The 19,386-nt window shown below is 67.2% G+C and carries 15 protein-coding genes; 7 read left to right on the top strand and 8 right to left on the bottom strand.

All coding sequences use genetic code 11. The annotated features are described in order from the left end of the window. Positions 1–56 precede the first annotated feature (56 nt). On the top strand, positions 57–1,175 hold the full coding sequence (locus LL962_RS03525; RefSeq protein WP_228315926.1) for a threonine dehydratase: 1,119 nt from the start codon (positions 57–59) through the stop codon (positions 1,173–1,175). Continuing rightward, positions 1,172–2,734 carry a 2-isopropylmalate synthase gene (locus LL962_RS03520; protein ID WP_104586795.1) on the top strand — a complete coding sequence of 521 codons (1,563 nt, stop codon included), beginning with the start codon at positions 1,172–1,174 and terminating at the stop codon, positions 2,732–2,734. Before LL962_RS03525 ends, LL962_RS03520 begins: the two co-directional genes overlap by 4 nt. A 698-nt stretch (positions 2,735–3,432) precedes the next feature. Here the strand turns inward: LL962_RS03520 and leuB are convergent. The 3 genes from leuB to leuC form a co-directional block, all read right to left on the bottom strand. Next, on the bottom strand, positions 3,433–4,506 hold the full coding sequence (gene leuB, locus LL962_RS03515) for a 3-isopropylmalate dehydrogenase (RefSeq protein WP_228315925.1): 1,074 nt from the start codon (positions 4,504–4,506) through the stop codon (positions 3,433–3,435). A 64-nt stretch (positions 4,507–4,570) separates the two neighbouring features. After that, positions 4,571–5,218, bottom strand: a complete 648-nt coding sequence (gene leuD, locus LL962_RS03510; protein ID WP_228315924.1) for a 3-isopropylmalate dehydratase small subunit — start codon at positions 5,216–5,218, stop codon at positions 4,571–4,573. Between the two features lie 67 nt (positions 5,219–5,285). After that, positions 5,286–6,734, bottom strand: a complete 1,449-nt coding sequence (leuC, locus tag LL962_RS03505; RefSeq protein WP_228315923.1) for a 3-isopropylmalate dehydratase large subunit — start codon at positions 6,732–6,734, stop codon at positions 5,286–5,288. Positions 6,735–6,851: 117 nt separating this feature from the next. Here leuC and LL962_RS03500 point away from each other — a divergent pair, with 117 nt between their 5' ends. Continuing rightward, positions 6,852–7,736 carry a LysR family transcriptional regulator gene (locus tag LL962_RS03500; RefSeq protein ID WP_228315922.1) on the top strand — a complete coding sequence of 295 codons (885 nt, stop codon included), beginning with the start codon at positions 6,852–6,854 and terminating at the stop codon, positions 7,734–7,736. A 49-nt stretch (positions 7,737–7,785) separates the two neighbouring features. Here LL962_RS03500 and LL962_RS03495 read toward each other — a convergent pair whose 3' ends face one another. After that, positions 7,786–10,776 carry a two-component regulator propeller domain-containing protein gene (locus LL962_RS03495; RefSeq protein ID WP_228316027.1) on the bottom strand — a complete coding sequence of 997 codons (2,991 nt, stop codon included), beginning with the start codon at positions 10,774–10,776 and terminating at the stop codon, positions 7,786–7,788. Positions 10,777–11,125: 349 nt separating this feature from the next. Here LL962_RS03495 and LL962_RS03490 point away from each other — a divergent pair, with 349 nt between their 5' ends. From LL962_RS03490 to LL962_RS03480, 3 genes are all read left to right on the top strand, one after another. Next, on the top strand, positions 11,126–11,779 hold the full coding sequence (locus LL962_RS03490) for a TetR/AcrR family transcriptional regulator (RefSeq protein ID WP_104586800.1): 654 nt from the start codon (positions 11,126–11,128) through the stop codon (positions 11,777–11,779). Positions 11,780–11,907: 128 nt separating this feature from the next. After that, positions 11,908–12,564, top strand: a complete 657-nt coding sequence (locus LL962_RS03485; protein WP_104586801.1) for a protein-L-isoaspartate O-methyltransferase family protein — start codon at positions 11,908–11,910, stop codon at positions 12,562–12,564. Positions 12,565–12,583: 19 nt separating this feature from the next. Further along, positions 12,584–13,957, top strand: a complete 1,374-nt coding sequence (locus tag LL962_RS03480) for a TolC family outer membrane protein (protein ID WP_228315921.1) — start codon at positions 12,584–12,586, stop codon at positions 13,955–13,957. A gap of 143 nt (positions 13,958–14,100) precedes the next feature. Here LL962_RS03480 and waaA read toward each other — a convergent pair whose 3' ends face one another. Beyond that, complete coding sequence (waaA, locus tag LL962_RS03475) at positions 14,101–15,417, bottom strand: lipid IV(A) 3-deoxy-D-manno-octulosonic acid transferase (RefSeq protein WP_228315920.1); 1,317 nt, start codon at positions 15,415–15,417, stop codon at positions 14,101–14,103. A gap of 76 nt (positions 15,418–15,493) precedes the next feature. Here waaA and LL962_RS03470 point away from each other — a divergent pair, with 76 nt between their 5' ends. Then, positions 15,494–16,414: an LpxL/LpxP family Kdo(2)-lipid IV(A) lauroyl/palmitoleoyl acyltransferase gene (locus LL962_RS03470; protein ID WP_228315919.1), complete on the top strand. Its 921-nt coding sequence runs from the start codon at positions 15,494–15,496 to the stop codon at positions 16,412–16,414. Positions 16,415–16,459: 45 nt separating this feature from the next. On the opposite strand, the gene LL962_RS03465 is transcribed toward LL962_RS03470, so the two are convergent. The 3 genes from LL962_RS03465 to LL962_RS03455 are packed head-to-tail and all read right to left on the bottom strand — an operon-like array spanning position 16,460 to position 19,092. Continuing rightward, complete coding sequence (locus LL962_RS03465; RefSeq protein WP_228315918.1) at positions 16,460–17,791, bottom strand: O-antigen ligase family protein; 1,332 nt, start codon at positions 17,789–17,791, stop codon at positions 16,460–16,462. Next, positions 17,772–18,884 (bottom strand): glycosyltransferase, encoded by a 1,113-nt coding sequence (locus LL962_RS03460; protein ID WP_228315917.1) that lies wholly within the window; start codon positions 18,882–18,884, stop codon positions 17,772–17,774. The genes LL962_RS03465 and LL962_RS03460 overlap by 20 nt, the downstream gene beginning before the upstream one ends. Before the next feature lie 10 nt (positions 18,885–18,894). Then, on the bottom strand, positions 18,895–19,092 hold the full coding sequence (locus tag LL962_RS03455; RefSeq protein ID WP_011038440.1) for a zinc-finger domain-containing protein: 198 nt from the start codon (positions 19,090–19,092) through the stop codon (positions 18,895–18,897). Positions 19,093–19,386: the final 294 nt, after the last annotated feature.

Raw genomic sequence — 19,386 nt, 5'->3', positions numbered from 1 at the left:
TCACCACAACGCCATCCGGAGGTCTCTTCTTCCGGATCGGCCAAGCGTGCGCCGCAATGCCTGATTCGGGCCGCTCTTCCGTGCAGGAGCCAGACGTAGGCGACGTCGCCGTCAGTGTGGCCGACGTCCTGGCCGCGCAGGCCCGCCTGCGCAAGTATCTGTCGCCCACGCCACTGCACTACGCCGAACGCTTCGGCGTGTGGTTGAAGCTGGAAAATCTGCAACGCACCGGCTCCTACAAGGTGCGTGGCGCGTTGAATGCCTTGCTGGCAGGGCTGGAGCGCGGCGATGAACGCCCGGTGATCTGCGCCTCGGCCGGCAACCACGCGCAAGGCGTGGCATGGTCGGCATACCGGCTCGGCGTGCAGGCCATCACCGTGATGCCGCATGGCGCACCGCAGACGAAGATCGCCGGCGTGGCCCACTGGGGCGCAACCGTGCGCCAGCACGGCAACAGTTACGACGAAGCATTCGCCTTCGCCCGCGAGCTGGCCGACCAGAACGGCTATCGGTTTCTCTCCGCTTTCGACGACCCGGATGTGATCGCCGGCCAGGGCACGGTGGGTATCGAATTGGCCGCGCATGCCCCGGATGTGGTGATCGTGCCGATCGGCGGCGGCGGCCTGGCATCCGGCATCGCCCTTGCGCTGAAGTCGCAGGGCGTGCGCGTGGTCGGTGCGCAGGTGGAGGGCGTGGACTCCATGGCCCGCGCCGTGCGCGGCGATGTGCGCGAAATCGCGCCCGTGCCCACGCTCGCCGATGGCGTCAAGGTCAAGATTCCCGGCTTCCTCACCCGTCGTCTGTGCGCCAGCCTGCTGGACGATGTCGTCATCGTGCGCGAAGCCGAATTGCGCGAAACCCTGGTGCGGCTGGCACTGGAAGAACACGTCATCGCCGAGGGCGCCGGTGCGCTCGCCCTGGCCGCCGGTCGCCGCGTTGCGGGCAAACGCAAATGTGCGGTCGTCTCTGGCGGTAATATCGACGCAACCGTTCTGGCCACACTCTTGTCCGAAGTGCGGCCGCGTCCGCCACGCAAACCGCGCCGCCGCAATACCGAGCGGCTGCGCAACGAACGCAGCGTCAAGCCGCCCCCACCCGCCGCCGCTGTTTCCCGCCCATCCGCAGTCGCTACAACGCCTGTCAACGCCATCGCAGTAGAGGAGTCTTCCTGGTGAACACGACCGTATCCAACCAGACCCCGCGTATCCGAATTTTCGACACCACCCTGCGCGACGGCGAGCAATCCCCCGGCTGCAGCATGACGCCCCAGCAGAAGCTGGTGATGGCGCGCGCGCTGGATGAGCTCGGCGTGGACATCATCGAAACCGGCTTCCCGGCCAGTTCGCATTCCGATCGCGAAGCGGTAGCGATGATCGGCCGCGAGCTGCGACGCCCCACGCTTGCGGTGCTGTCGCGCTGCCTGCAGGCCGACATCGAAACTTCCGCAAAGGCACTGGAGGCCGCCGCCAATCCGCGCCTGCACGTGTTCCTGTCCACCAGCCCGCTGCACCGCGAGCACAAGCTGCGCATGAACCGCGAGCAGGTGCTGGAATCGGTGCACAGGCACGTGACGCTGGCGCGCAGCTACATCGACGATGTGGAGTTCTCCGCCGAAGACGCCACCCGCACCGAGGAAGACTTCCTGGCCGAGGTCGCCCGCGTGGCGATCGCCGCTGGCGCCACGACCATCAACCTGCCCGACACGGTAGGCTTCACCACGCCGGAAGAGATCCGCGGCATGTTCTCGCGCCTGATCGCCGGTGTGGAAGGCGCCGACAGGGTGATCTTCAGCGCGCACTGCCATAACGACCTGGGCCTGGCGGTGGCCAATTCGCTGGCCGCCATCGAAGGCGGAGCGCGTCAGGTGGAATGCACCATCAACGGCATTGGCGAGCGTGCCGGCAACTGCGCGCTGGAAGAAATCACCATGGCATTGAAGGTGCGTGGTGCGTTCTACAACATCGATACCGACATCAATACCCCACGCATCGTGTCCACCTCGCAGTTGCTGCAGCGCCTGGTCGGCATGCCGGTGCAGCGCAACAAGGCGGTGGTCGGCGGCAATGCGTTCGCGCACGAATCCGGCATCCACCAACACGGCATGCTGCGTCACCGCGGCACCTACGAAATCATGCGCCCGGAAGACGTGGGTTGGGAGTCCTCGCAGATGGTGCTGGGCCGCCACAGCGGACGCGCCGCAGTGGAACAGCGCCTGCGTGCGCTGGGCTACCTGCTGGAGGAAGAAGAGGTCAAGCTGGTATTCGAACAGTTCAAGGCACTGTGCGAGAAGCAGCGCGTGGTCACCGATGCCGACCTGCAGGCATTGATGCAGGATGCCACCGTGCAGGAAGGCTACCGCCTGGCATCGATGACCATCAGCGACGTCGGCAGCCGCGCCAATGCGCTGGTGGAATTGTCCGACCCGGAAGGCAACCGCGTGGCCGAAACCGCGCAGGGCAACGGGCCGGTCGATGCGTTGTTCGGTGCATTGGCGTCGGCCACCGGCGTGAAGCTGGAGCTGGATAGCTACCAGGTGCACAGCGTTGGCATCGGCGCCGACGCGCGCGGCGAGGCCAGCCTGAGCGTGCGTCACGACGGTGTGGAATACGAAGGCACCGGCACCAGCAAGGACATCATCGAAGCCAGTGCGCTGGCGTGGCTGGATGTGGCCAATCGTCTATTGCGCCAGCGCGAGCGCGGCGTGGTCGCAGGCAAGACCGCTGCGGTGGCGTAACACTGCTCGTTGGTTAGGTGATGCAAGCCTGACGGCCAGCAGAGTGATCTGCTGGCCGTTTTGGTGTTTGGTGACTGGTGATTTGAACGTCTTCTAAGAATGCTTGCTTGCCGATCAGCAGCCGCGAAGAGTGGGAGCGCGGCGCCACATCGATCAATCCCACGCACGACGTTTGCCGGTCCCGCGCGAACGCCTCGTTCACTGAGGGTGCTTGCACGCGTACCGGCATGGGACACGCCGCAAGTACGTCCCTGTAGGCTCTTACGCGGCATCCATGCCGCGTAAGGTCCCACGCCGGTACGCGCGCAAGCACCTCCGGTTTGAGTCGGTAACTGAAGGAAAAGCGTTCCTTGGTTGATTGATCATGCTTTGGAGCGCGCCCTTCGCTGGCGGAATCATGGCAAAGCGACAGACGAACTGCATCGACTATCGACTGCTGAATCGAAAGCATTACGCCTACAACGGGCGTTGCTTGCCCATGAGCAACCGCAAAGAATGGAAGCGCGGTGGCGCGTCCAGGGGCGGGACCATGTGGCAGCATGGATGCCACCACTGAGCCTCCACGGACGGATTTACGACGTGTCCTGCCACTGGATGCGGCACCGCGCCATCGATAAGCCCAAAAACGAAAGCGGCCATCGCCCAAACAGGGCTATGACCGCCAGTACTTCGAAAAAACGATACATCCAACCAAAGCTTTATAACGCAGCCACCACCGCGTCGCCCATTGCCACCGTACCCACCCTGGTCGTGCCTTGGGACCAGATATCGGCAGTGCGCAGGCCTTGGTCGAGCACCTTGCCGACCGCTTGCTCGATCGCATCTGCTGCGGCAGATTGCGCAAACGTATAGCGCAACATCATCGCCACCGACAGAATCGTCGCCAGCGGATTGGCGATGCCCTGCCCCGCAATATCCGGAGCCGAGCCATGGCAGGGTTCGTACATGCCCTTGCTGTCGGCATCCAGTGACGCCGACGGCAGCATGCCGATCGAACCGGTGAGCATCGACGCCTGGTCGGACAAAATGTCGCCGAACATGTTGTCGGTCACGATCACGTCGAACTGCTTGGGCGCGCGCACCAGCTGCATCGCGGCATTGTCGACATACATGTGCGACAGCGCGATATCCGGGTAGTCCTTGGCCACTTCTTCGACCACTGCACGCCACAGCTGGCTCGATGCCAGCACATTGGCCTTGTCGACCGAGCACAGCTTCTTGCCGCGCAGGCGCGCCATCTCGAAGCCCGCCTTGGCGATGCGGCGGATCTCGCTTTCGCTGTAGGGCAAGGTGTCGTAGGCCTGGCGCTCGCCATTGTCCAAGGTGCGATTGCCGCGCGGCTGGCCGAAATAGATGCCGCCGGTGAGCTCGCGCAGGATCAGCAGATCCAGCCCGGCCACGATCTCGGGCTTGAGCGTGGACGCCTCGGCCAACTGCGGATACAGCAGGGCCGGGCGCAGGTTCGCGAACAGGCCCAACTGCGAGCGGATCTTCAGCAGCCCGCGCTCGGGGCGCAGCGCCGGGTCGATGGTGTCCCATTGCGGGCCACCCACCGCGCCCAGCAGCACCGCATCGGCAGCGCGCGCGCGCTCCAGCGTTTCATCGGCCAGCGGGCTACCGTACTTGTCGTACGCGGCGCCGCCCAGGTCGTCGTACACCAGGCTGTAGCCAAGACCGTACTGCGCGTCGATCCGCGTCAGCACCTTGACCGCTTCGGCCATGATTTCCGGCCCGATGCCGTCACCGGGAAGAATCAGAATCTGCTTGCTCATGCAATCCTCGTGGGTCGGCGCCGCGGCGCCAGATGTCGATGGGCCGTACCGGCCTGCGTGCAGATCAGCGCAGCGCCCCGAACAGCCAGGGCTGTCGTGCACGATGGGCCTGCTCGAACCGGTCGATCGCCTCGGCGTCCTGCAAGGTCAGGCCGATATCGTCCAGGCCATTGAGCAGGCAATGCTTGCGGAACGCGTCGATCTCGAAGGCGTACTCCACGCCATCGGGCCGGCGCACGCGCTGCGCATCCAGATCCACGGTGAGTTGGTAGCCTTCGGTGCGAAAGCACTGCGCGAACAAGGCATCCACGTCGGCTTCGGCCAGTACGATCGGCAACAGACCGTTCTTGAAGCTGTTGTTGTAGAAGATGTCGGCAAAGCTGGGCGCGATGACCGTGCGGAATCCGTATTCGTCCAGCGCCCACGGCGCATGTTCGCGCGAGGAGCCGCAGCCGAAGTTCTCGCGCGCCAGCAGCACGCTGGCGCCCTGGTAGCGCGGGAAGTTGAGCACGAAATCCGGGTTGAGGGGGCGCGTGCTGTTGTCGCGCCCCGGCTCGCCGATATCCAGGTACCGCCACTCGTCGAACAGGTTGGGCCCGAAACCGGTGCGCTTGATCGATTTCAGGAATTGCTTGGGAATGATCTGGTCGGTGTCGACATTGGCGCGATCCAGCGGCGCCACCAGTCCGGTGTGTTGGGTAAAAGGAGTCATTGAGAGAGGCCGGGATTTGGGATTTGGGATTGGGGATTCGAAAAGGCTGGGGATGGCGGAGCGCTTTTTACGAATCCCGAATCCCCATTCCCGAATCCCCAAGCTCACGCACATCGACAAAATGCCCGCTCACCGCCGCTGCGGCGGCCATCGCCGGGCTGACCAGGTGGGTGCGGCCACCGGCACCCTGGCGACCTTCGAAATTGCGGTTGGAGGTGGAAGCGCAATGCTCGCCGCTGCCCAGCTTGTCCGGATTCATCGCCAGGCACATCGAGCAGCCTGGCTCGCGCCATTCGAAGCCGGCCTCCAGGAATACCTTGTCCAGGCCTTCGGCCTCGGCTTGCGCCTTGACCAGGCCCGAGCCCGGTACCACCAGCGCCTGCTTGATGGTGGAGGCCACCTTGCGGCCCCTGGCAACCGCCGCGGCCGCACGCAGGTCCTCGATGCGCGAATTGGTGCATGAACCGATGAACACGCGATCCAGGCGGATCTCGGTGATCGGCTGGTTGGCGCGCAGGCCCATGTACTTGAGCGCGCGCTCGATCGAGTCGCGCCTGGTCGGATCCGGCTCGGCAGCGGGATCCGGCACCTGCTGATCCACCGCCAGCACCATCTCCGGCGAGGTCCCCCAGCTGACCTGCGGCTTGATGTCCTCGGCACGCAGTTCCACCACCGTGTCGAAGTGCGCGCCTGGGTCGGACACCAGCGTGCGCCACAACGCGACGGCCGCGTCCCATTCGGCGCCCTTGGGTGCGAACGGGCGACCTTGCACGTAGGCAATGGTCTTTTCGTCCACCGCCACCATGCCCACACGCGCCCCGGCTTCGATGGACATGTTGCAGATGGTCATGCGCCCTTCCATCGACAGCTCGGCAATGGCGCTGCCGGCAAATTCCAGCGCATGCCCGTTGCCGCCGGCGGTGCCGATCCTGCCGATCACCGCCAGCACGATGTCCTTGGCGGTGACGCCGAACGGCAAGCTGCCTTCGACGCGCACCTGCATGTTCTTCATCTTCTTGGCGATCAGGCACTGGGTGGCCAGCACGTGCTCGACCTCGGAGGTGCCGATGCCGTGCGCCAGCGCGCCGAATGCGCCGTGCGTGGACGTGTGGGAATCGCCGCAGACCACGGTCATGCCCGGCAAGGTGGCGCCCTGTTCGGGGCCGACCACGTGCACGATGCCCTGGCGGGTATCGTTCATCTTGAACTCGAGGATGCCGAAATCGTCGCAGTTCTCGTCCAGGGTCTGCACCTGCAGCCGCGACACTTCATCGGCGATCGCCTGCAGCCCGCCCTGGCGCTCGGTCCGCGTGGTCGGCACGTTGTGGTCGGGCGTGGCGATGTTGGCATCGATCCGCCATGGCTTGCGCCCGGCCAGACGCAGACCCTCGAAGGCCTGTGGCGAGGTCACTTCATGCAGGATGTGGCGGTCGATGTAGATCAACGACGAGCCGTCATCGCGGCGGGCGACCTCGTGCATTTCCCACAATTTGTCGTACAGGGTCTTGGCAGTCATTGCGTGGTCCGTTGGCGAAGGGTGGGCGAACCCATCTGGCTGGGTTCGATGCTAGGAGCTTGCCTCGGATAACACAAATTCATATTGTTTATTCAAGGAATGAATTATAGGAATGTTTTGGACCTCGCGAATCTGAGCGCGTTCGTGGCGATCGCCGAGAGCGGCAGTTTTTCTGGGGCAGGCGAGTCGCTGCACCTGACCCAACCGGCGGTGAGCAAGCGCATCGCGGTGCTTGAAGCACAACTGTCCGCACGGCTGTTCGATCGCCTGGGCCGCCAGGTCGTGCTGACCGAAGCGGGACAGGCCCTGCTGCCGCGCGCCCAGCGCATCCTGTCAGAGCTGGAAGACACCCGCCGCGTGCTGGAGCATCTGGGTGCGGCAGTCGGCGGCCGTCTGAGCCTGGCCACCAGTCACCATGTCGGCCTGCATCGTCTGCCGGCGCTGCTTCGCCAGTTTGCCGCGCAGCAGCCACAGGCAGCACTGGACATCCAGTTCCTGGATTCGGAGTTGGCATATGCGGCGGTACTGCGCGGCGAGGTGGAGCTGGCGGTGACCACGCTGGCACCTGACACGCGTGCGCCGCTGCGTGCGCAATCGATCTGGCACGACCGCCTGCAGGTCGTCGTCGCCCCGGACCATCCCTTGGCCGGTTTGCGCGAGGTGACGCTGGACGACGTGGCGGCGTATCCAGCGGTCCTGCCGGACGCAGGCACCTTCACCCATCGCATCGTCGCCGGCCTGTTCGCCGATCGTGGGGTGACCCCGCGCCTGCGCATGACCACCAACTATCTGGAAACGATCAAGATGCTGGTCTCGGTGGGCCTGGCCTGGAGCGTGCTGCCCGAGCGCATGATCGACCATCAGATCGTGGCGCTACCGGTGACCGATGTGGCGCTGTCGCGTGAGCTGGGCTGCGTGACCCACGGCGGGCGCACCTTGTCGCGCGCCGCGCAGGCCTTCGTCGCCTTGTTGAACGCGCAGGCCGACACGCCCATGCCCTGAGCGGGGCGCGTACGGACCCTCCAGCCCGGACGCTGGCGCGCTGCTGCGATTACTGGTCCACCAACCGATCGCGCCCCAACCGCTTGGCCTGATACAGCCGGCGATCGGCCAGGGCGAGCAGCTCGCGCCGGGTCGGCGCCTGCCCGCTCATCGCCATGCCCATGCTGGCGGTGCAGCGCACGCTGCTGCCGTGCGCGTCGATCTCGATCGCTGCCAGCCGTTGCCGCATGCCTTCGAACAGCATGCGCGCCTGCGCGGCATCCAGGCCAGTGGCTGCCAGCAGGAATTCTTCGCCGCCGTGGCGCGCGGCAAAACAACGCGCCTGTCCCTGTTCGCTCAGGACTTCGGCGACCGCGCACAACACCGCATCGCCCACCTCGTGGCCGTGCGCATCGTTGATGCGTTTGAAGTGATCGATATCCATCAGCGCCAATGCCAGCGGCGCGCCACCGGCCCGCGCTTCGTCGAACCATTGCTGCAGCACGCGCTCGGCCTCGCGGCGGTTCGGCAGCGCGGTCAACACGTCGTGGCTGGCGCGATACTCCAGCTGGCGCATCAGGGCTTCGCGCTCCTGACTGGCCTGTTGCAGGGCCAGGTTCTTGTCGCTCAACTCGCGTGTCCGCCGATCGATGACGGTGTTGAGCTGGCGCTGCCGATGGCGGTAACTGGCCGTACGCCACAGGTAGAACGCATAGATCAGGCCACCGGCCAGCAGCAGCCCCAGTGCGATCACTTCGCCGCGGCGCCACCACGGTGGGGCCAGCGCGATCATCATGCTGGACTCCCCTTGCAGCGCCGCCTGCCGCCAATCCACCGGCAGCGACATGGCCTGCACCCGAAAACGGAACTGCCCCGGCGGCAGGTTGGTGTATACCGCCTCGGTGGCACCGTCGGCATCCACCCAATCCGGGTCGAATCCCTCCAGCCGGTAGCGGTAGCGCACCTTGTCCGGGCCGCGGAAATTCAACCCCGCATAGCCGATGGCGATGCGACGGGTTTCGGCGCCGAACTGGTGCGGCCCGCTCAGCGGCTGCACCATGCCATCGACCAGCAGACGCTCGAACACGATCGGCACGCGATGCCCCTGCAGGGTACCGACCCGCGCAGGATCGATCACGCCCAGGCCGGCGGAGGTGGGAAACAACAGCTGCCCGGACTGCGTCAACCAGCCGGCCGGCGCGCTGCTGCCGTTGCCCTGGTTGCTGGGCATGCCATCGCTGCGATCCACCACTTCCACGCTCAATTGCTCGCGGGTGCCGGCATCGATCTGATCGAAGTCGCTGCGTGCGACGCGGAACACGCCGTGATTGCTGGACAACCATAGATGACCGCGGCCATCGTCGATCACCCGGAACACCTTGTCGCGCGGCAGTCCGACGCGATGGTCGTAGACGCGGAAGCGTTCGCCGCGCAGGCGCAGCAGGCCGCGATCGCTGGCGATCCACAGATCGCCAGCGGCATCGCGCAGGAAATCGAAGGCGTTCTGTCCGGGGAAGTCCTGCTCGCCCAGCCACGCGCGCGTGCTGCCGTCGGGCGACAACGCGGTCATGCCGCGGTCGGTACCGCTCCACACCACGCCTTGCGCATCACGGTACAGCGCCTGCACCGAACCGTCGGGCACGCCATCTGCAGCGGTGTATCGGTGCGCCTTGCCCTGGCGCCAGCGCACCAGGCCACCGGTGGTGCCGATCCACAGGTCCTCGCCGTCCGGCAGCACCGCACGCACCGACAGCGACGGCAGGCCGTCAGCCGCCCCGATGCGCGTGCGCACCTGGCCCTGCGCATCCAGGCGCAGCACGCCCTGGCTGTACGTTCCGGCCCAGACGCCGCCGTCTCCCGCATCGGCCAGCGACAGCACCGATTGCTCCAGCACGCGTCCATCGTCGCTGGGCAGCAAGGCGACCCGGTCGATCCGGCCGTCGCGCCAGCGATCCAGGCCCACCGCACTGCCCACCCACACCGTGCCGTCGGCGGTCTGCAGGACCGTGCGCACGTAGTCCGACGCCAATCCATCGGCCTGGGTAATGCCGTGCGCGGCGCCTTCGGCGATGCGGAACAGGCCATGCGTGCTGCCGACCCAGATCAGACCTTCGGCATCTTCCAGCAAGGCCGGGCTGGCCACGCCGGAAATGGCGATCTGTTCGTCCTGCGCCTGCGCACTGCTGTGGACCACCAGGGTGCCGGTCGGCAGGCTCATCCACAGATGTCCGCGCCGATCCAGCAGCAAGGCATCCACCCGCTCACCCTGGCGGAAGCGCTGCAGGCCGCCGCCGCGGCTCCACCACCACACGCCGTCATCGCCGGCGACCAGCAGGCCGCCGTTGCGATCGCTGGCCAGGCGTCGCACGGGCGCGGCCCGCATGCCGTGCGCCGCCCCCCAGGCCTCGACCGCCCCTCCCGCCGCCGGCAGGCGATACAGCCCGACCTCGGTGCCGATCCAGACATCGCCGCCGTCGTCGGCCTGCAGGGCGGTGATCCGTGCGCGCGGCAGCCCTGCCTGGCGGCCGATATCCAGCAACCGACCGTCCGGCTCGATGCGGTACAGCGTCTGCGGAGTTCCCACCCATAACGCGCCGTCGGTGCGACGCAGCAGCGCGCTCACCGCCAGATGGCGGGCCGAGGCGTCGCCCAGCTGTCGCCAGCGGCCATCCTGATAGTGGTAGACGCCATCGAAGGCGGTGCCGAACAGCATGCCGGCGCCGTCGCGCACCACCACGAAGACCCCGCCCAGTTCCGCTCCTGGCGTGTTCTGGCGGTCGTAGACGGTGAAATCGCGGCCGTTGAAGCGCGCCACACCTTCCCAGGTGCCGACCCAGATCAGCCCGTCCTCGCCCTGGGCGACGGCGTGCACCAGGTTGTGCGGCAAGCCGTCGTCCATGTTCCAGCGGGTGACGGTGTGATAGGCGGTGTGCTCCAGCGGCTGCGCGGCAGCCGGCAGGATTCCCAGTCCCTGGCAGCACAGCAGGATCCATAGCCAGGCAATGACCGCCCGCGACACGCCTGTGCCGCGAACGCAGCCTGCCTGCGCATCCGCCCCGATCCTGTCCACGCTCCCTTCCCCCGTCCATGCCCGATGGAGTTGCCCTGCGGCAAGCGCCGGCGGGCGTTGCGCCAATCTAGCACCGGGATTTTTGCCCCGCCTTAGGTACATCCCCCACAGCTGCCGGGCGCACCATGACACCGGGAGCATACAAATGTAACCGTGATGGATCATCACGATTGCCATGCGCCGCAGCTGCGAGCGATCGCGTGGAATTCCCGCCATCTGCGCGCGTACTCATCTGCCACGGCGTGGCGGAGATGGGTGGGCCGGATGGGGCGCGCATTCGTGCTGATGCGTTCAGCCCTTCCAGTATAAATATAGAACCGGATGGTCTAGTATTGAGCGCATGTCCAGCTCGCCCCCCCTCAAGTCCAAGGCCAGGAGCAACGGTCCCGGACGTCCCAAAGACCTCGGCAAGCGCGCCGCGATCCTCGACGCTGCGCGCGCCCTGTTCATGGAGCAGGGCTATGCCGGCGTCAGCATGGACGGGATCGCCGCCCAGGCCGGCGTCTCCAAGCTGACCGTGTACAGCCATTTCGGCGACAAGGAGAGCCTGTTTTCCGAGGCCATCCGTGCGCAATGCCAGCACATGATGCCGGACGACCTGTTCGATCACGCGCCCAAGGGTGCATTGCGCGACCAGCTGACCGAGATCGCCCATGCGTTCTTCGCCATGGTCAGCACCGAATCGGCCATTTCCACCCACCGCATGATGATGGCGCCGGGGACCGGCGACGTGCATGTGCGCGAAATGTTCTGGGACGCGGGCCCCAAGCGAACACAACAGGCACTGGCGGACTTTCTGGCCGCGCGGGTGGCCGACGGACAGCTCGACATTCCCGACCTGGCACGCGCCGCTTCGCAGTTCTTCTGCCTGCTCAAGGGCGAACTGTATGCATTGATGATGTGCGGGCTGCACGGCCAACCCAGCCGCGCACAGGTGGATGAGCACATCACCTCGAGTGTGGATTTCTTCTTGAAGGCCTATGCGTCGCGCTGACCGGCCAGCGCCTTTGGTGGCGGTGACTTCCGGCACTGCGCCGGCCGTCGGTGCGCGGCGATGCTAGATGCACCAGCCGCCCCGCGCACCGGTAAAATGTCCGCCCCACCGTGTTGGATAACCGCACCATGACGATCGATTTCACCCAGGCCCGCGAAAAAATGGTCGAACAGCAGATCCGGCCGTGGGACGTGCTGGACCTGCGCGTGCTCGACGTGCTGGCGCGCATGCCGCGCGAAGCTTTCGTGCCGGAGGCCTACAAGACGCTGGCCTATGTCGACGTGGAAATTCCGCTGTCGGCCGGCCACAAGATGATGAAGCCGGTGATCGAAGGCCGCATGCTGCAGGCGCTGGATCTGCAACCGGGCGAAGACGTGCTGGAAGTCGGCACCGGCAGCGGGTTTTCCACTGCCTGCCTGGCAGCACTGGCCCGCGAAGTGGTTAGCCTGGAGATCGACCCGGCATTGGCTGCCGCCGCACGCGCCAACCTGGACCGTACCGGCCTGGGCAGCAACGTCCGCATCGAAACCGCCGACGTCTTCGGCTGGCAGAGCGAGCGTCGCTTCGATGCCATCTGCGTGACCGGCGCCGTCGATACCCTGCCGGTCCAGTGGCTGCAGTGGCTGCGCCCGAACGGCCGGCTGTTCGTGGTGCGCGGTCACGATCCGGTCATGGAAGCGGTCCTGGTCCGTGGCGAGGTCAACGCGCCACGCATCGAATCGTTGTTCGAAACCGACCTCGCCTATCTGCAGGGCGCCGCACCGACGCCCCGATTCCAATTCTGATTCCAAGGAAGCTCCCCCGATGATCCGCCGATCCCTCGCCCTGGCCCTGGCCGCCGCCCTGTCACCGATGGCGGCGCACGCCACCGATCTGCTGCAGGTCTACGAAATGGCCCGCAATGGCGACCCGCAGCTGGCCGTGGCCGAGTCCACCCGGCTGGTGAATCGGGAGGGCCAGGTGCAGGCCCGGGCGGCATTGTTGCCGCAGCTGGATGGGCAGGCGAGCTACAGCAAGGCGCATCGCGAGATCGAAGGGCTGGACGGGCGTATCACCACCTCCTCGCGCTCGCAGCAGATCCAGGGCAGCCAGACCATCTTCAACTGGGCGCAGTTCTCCAATCTGCGCGCGCAGCGCGAGATCGCCAAAGCGGCGGATTTCACCCTGCAGTCGGCCAACAACAATCTGATCACCCGCACCTCGGCGGCGTACTTCCAGGTGTTGGTGGGGATCGAGTCGCTGGCAGCGGCGGAGACCAACGAGGCGGCGGCCAAGAAGCAGTTCGACTTCGCCGACAAGCGTCTGGAGGTCGGCCTGGCGCCGATCACCGACGTGCACGAAGCGCGTGCCCAGTACGACCAGGCGCGCGCCGACACCATCAATGCGCGCAACCTGTTGAAGGACTACTACCAGGCGCTGACCGAACTCACCGGCCAGCCGGTGACGGCCTTGCGCTCGCTGCCGGAGAGCTTCCGCCCCGAGGTGCCGGCGGCCTACGGCAATGTCGATCAATTGGTGGCCACCGCCATCGCCGACAACCCGGAACTCAAAGCGCAGCAGCTGCAGGTGAGCGCCGCCGAAGCGCAGGTCAATGCCGCGCGCGCCGGTCACCTGCCCACCGTGAGTCTGAACGGCAACATCGGGCGGACCAATAGCTGGGGCGGCGGCGCTGCCGAAAGCGGCGTCTTCACCACCCAGGGCCGCGACATCGACACCGACTCCATCGGCTTCACCGTCTCGATTCCGATCTTCGCCGGTGGCGCCACGCAGTCGGCCGTGCGCCAGGCGCTGTCGCGCCGCGATATCCAGCAGGACACCTACGAGCAGCAGAAGCGCGCGCTCGATCGCAATACACGCAATGCCTACCAGACCGTGGTCGCCGGCATCAGCGAGGTGGAAGCGCGCCGTCTGGCCGTGGTTTCGGCGCAGGCGGCCTACGACGCGTCGCAGGTCGGCCTGGAAGTGGGTACCCGCACCGTGTTGGACGTGGTGCAGAACCAGCGCACGCTGTATCAATCGCAGGTGGCCTATGCGCAGGCGCGCTACACCTTCCTGCAGAACCGGCTGTTGCTGGGCCAGGCGATCGGCAAGCTGGATATCGCCGACCTGCAGGACGTCAACCGCCTGTTGTCGCAGGATGCCGAGGCCGGGCTGCAGGGCAGCGGCTCGCTGCAGTAACGCAGCGCAGATGTTGCCGGGAAGGCGGGCTCAGGCCCGCCTTTTTCGTTTGCGACGGCAAGTGCCTGCAGGCGCGTGCACGGCGCCTGAGGTGGCCCCTGCCGACCCGTGATCGCGCGCGAATGGCAGCGCGCTGCTGCGGCTCACGGCAACGCACCCTCGCTGGCCACCGGCGGCAGATCCGGCGCGATCTGCACCAGCGTGCGCGCCACCGCGCCCTTGCCGTTGGCGACCAGCGCCAGGCCGGCGGCGACCATGGCTTCGCGCTGCGCCGGCTCGCTCAGCAGGCGCGCCAGTTCGCGGTGGACACAAGCGGCGTCATCGCAGATGGCAACCGCTTCGGCCTCGCGCATGCGCCGCGAGATTTCGGAGAAGTTGTGCAGATGCGGACCAGTGACCGCTGCGGTGCCCACGGCGGCCGGCTCGAGCAGGTTGTGCCCGCCGATCGGCTGCAGGCTGCCACCGACGAAGGCGACCTGGGCGCACGCATAGAAGCTCATCAGCTCGCCCAGGGTATCGATGACGAATACCGCATCGTGCGCCTGCGGCCACTGCTGCGCCTTGCGCGTGGCCACGCACCAACCACGTTCGCGCGCCAGTGCTTCCACCTTGCCGAAACGTTCGGGGTGACGCGGCGCCCACAGCAACAGCAGATCGGGAAATTGCGCCAGCAGCCGCGCATGGATATCGGCCACCGCCGCTTCCTCGCCTTCATGCGTGCTGGCGGCGATCCACACCGGTCGCGTGGCCGGCACATGCGCGCGGAACTGCGCCACCAGTGCAGGCAATTGCGCAGGCGCGGCGATGTCGAACTTGAGGTTGCCCAGCGCCACCACCTGGTCGGCCCGCGCGCCCAGGGTGATGAAACGCTCTGCATCGTCCTGCGACTGTGCCGCCACGCAGGTCACCGTGCGCAGCGCGCGACTGATCAACGGTGCCAGCACGCGGTAGCCACGCAGCGAGCGTGCCGACAGCCGGGCGTTGAGGATGTACAGCGGAATCCTGCGATCGCGGCAACCGAACAACATGTTCGGCCACAACTCGGTTTCCAGGATCAAGGCCAGCCGCGGGCGGAAATGTTCCAGGAAACGGCCCACGCTGCCGGGCACGTCGTAGGGAAGATAGACGTGATCCACCGCATCACCCCAGACCGCGCGCACGCGCTCGGAGCCGGTCGGCGTGATGGTGGTGATGACCCAGCGGATATCCGGCCGCTGCGCGCGCAAGGCGTTGACCAGCGGCACGGCCGCATTGACCTCGCCCACCGACACCGCATGCACCCAGACGCGCGGGCGGCCGCAGGCATGCGTGTACGACGCGTAGCGCTCGTTCCAGCGATTGAAGTATTCGCGCACGCGGAAGCCGCGCCACACCAGGTGGTACACCGTGATCGGCAGCAACAGATACAACAGCGCCGAGTACAGCCCACGCAATAGCCATTCGATCGGGTCTTTCCGCATCCGTGCAGGATACGGGAGCGCTCCGGCGTGCGCATGTGCACGCTGCCGCGTGCACGCGATCCCTTAGAATTGCCGCATGTCCGAGTCCGCCAACGTCGCCGTTCGCCCCTCCCTGCGCAACCCCAGGCACTGGCCCATGTATCTTGGCCTCGCAGTGATGGTGCTGGCCGGCCGCCTGCCCTGGACGCTGCAGCGCGCGGTGGGGCGCGGCGTGGGCTGGATCGCCATGCGCGTGGCGGGCACGCGCCGTCGCGCTGCCGAAGTGAACCTCAAGTTGTGCTTCCCCGAACAGGACGACGCCTGGCGGGCACGACTGCTGCGCGACAGCTTCGATGCGCTGGGTGTGGGCCTGTTCGAGTTCGCGCGCGCCTGGTGGGGCAGCATCGATGCGATTCGCCCGGGGGTGCAGATCGAAGGCCTGGAGCATCTGCAGCGGTTACAGGAGCAGCAGCGCGGCGTGCTGCTGGTGTCCGGCCACTTCATGACGCTGGAGATGTGCGGACGCCTGCTGTGCGAGTACGTGCCGCTGGCCGGCATGTACCGCAGGCACCGCAATCCGGTGTTCGAATGGGCGGTCAAGCGCGGGCGTCTGCGCTATGCCACGCACATGTTCGCCAACGAAGACCTGCGCGCCACCATCAAGCATCTCAAGCGCGGCGGCTTCCTGTGGTACGCACCCGACCAGGACATGCGCGGCAAGGACACCGTGTTCGTGCCGTTCTTCGGCCATCCGGCCTCCACCATCACCGCCACCCATCAACTGGCGCGATTGACCGGGTGCGCGGTGGTGCCGTACTTCCATCGCCGCGAGGGCGGGCGCTACATCCTCAAGATCGCACCGCCGCTGGCGGGCATTCCGTCCGACGACGTGATCGCCGATACCACCCAGGTCAATGCGGCGATCGAAGACATGGTGCGCGAAGCGCCGGATCAATACTTGTGGATCCACCGCCGCTTCAAGCGCCAGCCCGGCGGGCGCAGCGCGTTCTATCGATGACCCGGCGGGTCCGCGTGCGCGGACCGGACTTCATCACGCGATCGCTCAGCGCGGCGGCGGATCGCCATCGTCGTTGAGCAGTGCGCCGGCATACAACCCGGCCAGCATCAGACTCAACCCGCCCCAGAAGCTGGAATAGAACGCCAGGTGCGTGTTGAGCGGGAAGACCGTTGCCACCAGCGCGATCATCGCCGGACGCGCCTGCTCGCGTGCGGCCGCGCTCGAATAGCGCCACGCGCGCCATGCCTGCGCCGCACCGGCGAGCCAGAGCAGCAACCCGACCACCCCGGTTTCGGCCAGGATTTCCAGCACGATCTGGTGCGCATGGAAGGCCGGACCATCGCCCCAGGCCGGCGCCTGGGTCGGGGCCGGATTGCAGGCCGGGTACGCCTGACGGAAGCCGCGCGCGCCCACGCCATTGATCGGATGCTCGCCGATCATGCACAGTGCCGCACCCCAGATCTGGGCACGCCCGGACAAGGCCTGGTCCACGCCCTGTTCGCCATCGCCGAACGCCAGGGCGGTACGCTGGATGCGCTCGCGCGCCTGCGGCGCCACTGCCACCACGCCACCGCCCAGCAGCGCGCCGGCCACCGCTACCGCCAGCAGCCGGCGGCCACCCAGCAATTGCCAGCCGGACAGCAGCACGATCACCGCATAGGTGATCCACGATGCGCGCGAACCTGCCAGCACCAGCACGATGCCGACCGCCGCCGCCGCGCTCCCCCAGGCCCAGACCGTGCGCCGCCCCAGCGCCAGCAACAGGAAGGGCGACAGGCTGGCCAGGGTCTGCCCGAACTTGAGGTTGCATGGCCCCAGCGCACCGCTGAGGCGGTCCACCAGCGCCAGCTCCTGCGCGGTACATAGTCCATGGCCGCTGATCAGTTGCTTGAGCTGATCCAGGCCGAAGAACAGCGGGCTGCTGCCGATCACCGCCTGCGCCAATGCGTCCAGTGTCCACACCCCGCCGATCACCGCCAGCCCGGTGAAGGTGCGACGGCGGCGCTGCGCATTGGCCACTGCGATCGCGCATAGCCACATGAACGGCAGGTAGCGCAGATCCGTGGCCGACTTGCGCAATGCACGGCCGGCATCCACCGCATCGAACGCCGACAGCATCTGCGGCAGCCAGTAGGCCAGGAACAGCACGCTGGTCAGGGCCCAGGCCGCGCCGCTGAGCAAGCCGGTACCGCCGCGGAAGCGCGCGTGCAGCAAACGGTAGGCGGCGAACACCGCGCCCAGCGACAACACCGTTTCGGCCAGCCCGGGCGTGGGCCATAGCGCGACGAACAGGATCACCCAGGCCGGCGCCCAGCGGCCGACGTCCGGGGTCAATACGGGTGGGCGCGCCATGGCGTCAGCGGCGGAGTTCGTCATAGACCTTCAAGGTGGCCGATTGCATGGCCTGCAACGTATAGGGAATGACCGCCGGAGCCGCAGGCGCCTGCCGCAGCAGGGCCAGCGCCTGCGCGCACAGGTCTGCGGCATCGAAAGGCGCGACCGCGCCGCATGGCTGCAGCTCGGCAAGCAGTTCACCGACCCCGCCGTGTGCCCAGCCCAGTACCGGCCTCCCGACCGACAGGGCTTCGACCACGGTGCGGCCGAAGGCTTCGGGTTTGCGCGACAGTTGCAGCACCAGATCGCTGGCGGCATAGGCCTCGGCGATGCGCGCGGTGGGCTCGGTGAACGCCACGGCCTCGGCCACGCCCAAGCGGGCGGCCTCGGCCTCCAGTTCGCGCACATAGGCCTCGCGGCCGGGTTCGCGCGCCCCCGGCAGCCACAGCCAGGCCGCCACGCCGGCCGCACGCACGTCGGCCAGCAGTTGCAGACCGTCGGCATGGCCCTTCAGGCGGGTGCCGCGACCCGGCAACAACAGCAGCGGCGCCTCGGCCGGCAGGCCGGGCAACAGGCTCTGGACCCAGGCGCGCGCGCGGCGATCCGGCCGCGGACGGCGCGGAAACTGGGCGATGTCCACGCCGCGCGCAATGGTGCGCAGGCGGGCCGCCTCGGTGCGCGGGTAGTGCGTGCCCACGTAGTCGCGCACCGTGCGCGAGACGCAGATGACCCGCTCGCCGTAGGTCATCACCGCACTGTAGCGGCTGGGCGAGTTGAGGCCGTGGACGGTGGTGACGAAGCGCGGCCGCGTCGCGGCCGGCATGCCGCGCAGCGCGTACCACCCCAACCAGGCCGGCAACCGCGAGCGCGCATGCACGATGTCGGCCCCGAGTCCGGCGAACAGCCGGCGCAGGCCGACCACATGCCGCAGCGTCAACAAGGACTTGCGGCCGATATCCAGGGTCAGATGCTCGCCACCGGCATCCAGCAAGGGCTGGACCAGGCGACCGCCGGCTGACACGACCACGGCGCGATGCCCCGCCTGCACCAGGGCGGCGGCGATTTCCAGGGTGGAGCGCTCGACGCCGCCGGACTGCAGTGCCGGCAGCAGTTGCACCACGGTCAGGCGGTGCATCCGGCCAGTATCAGTCGGCGAGCACGAACAGCGCGCCGCAATACGGGCACTTGGCCTCGCAGTTGGGCTCGTCCTCGATCGGCAGGTACACGCGCGGATGCGAGTTCCACAGCGCCATCGCAGGCGTCGGGCAGCTCAGCGGCAGGTCGCCGCGGTGCACGGTGTAACGCTTTTCGGCATTGGCGGGCGCGGTGGCGGTCTGGCTCATGGCGGTGCGATCGGAAGGCAAAGGCAGAGCGCGGATTCTAGCAGCCTGCATGATGATCGGCCCATCGACCGAGGAGTCACGGCCCGTGCGGACGGTAGGCGCATCGTTTGCCGTCGCGCTGCCGATCCCATCGCCGAGGCCGCTGTGGATGCATCGAGCCGCTTGCACTCGCCTGCCGACGGCGCTGCAGCGCAACGACACTGCGCCGGGCATGCCGCCTATCATCGGGAGTCGGCGCTCCGCCATCCGGCTGCGCGCCCCCCGACGGGCGCAGCATCGGCCCAGCGCACGGGC

The organism is Xanthomonas sp. NCPPB 1067, from assembly GCF_020783795.1.
Taxonomy (GTDB): domain Bacteria; phylum Pseudomonadota; class Gammaproteobacteria; order Xanthomonadales; family Xanthomonadaceae; genus Xanthomonas; species Xanthomonas melonis.
Note: the sequence above shows the minus strand (reverse complement) of the source record. Positions and strands in the feature narration are given on the sequence as shown.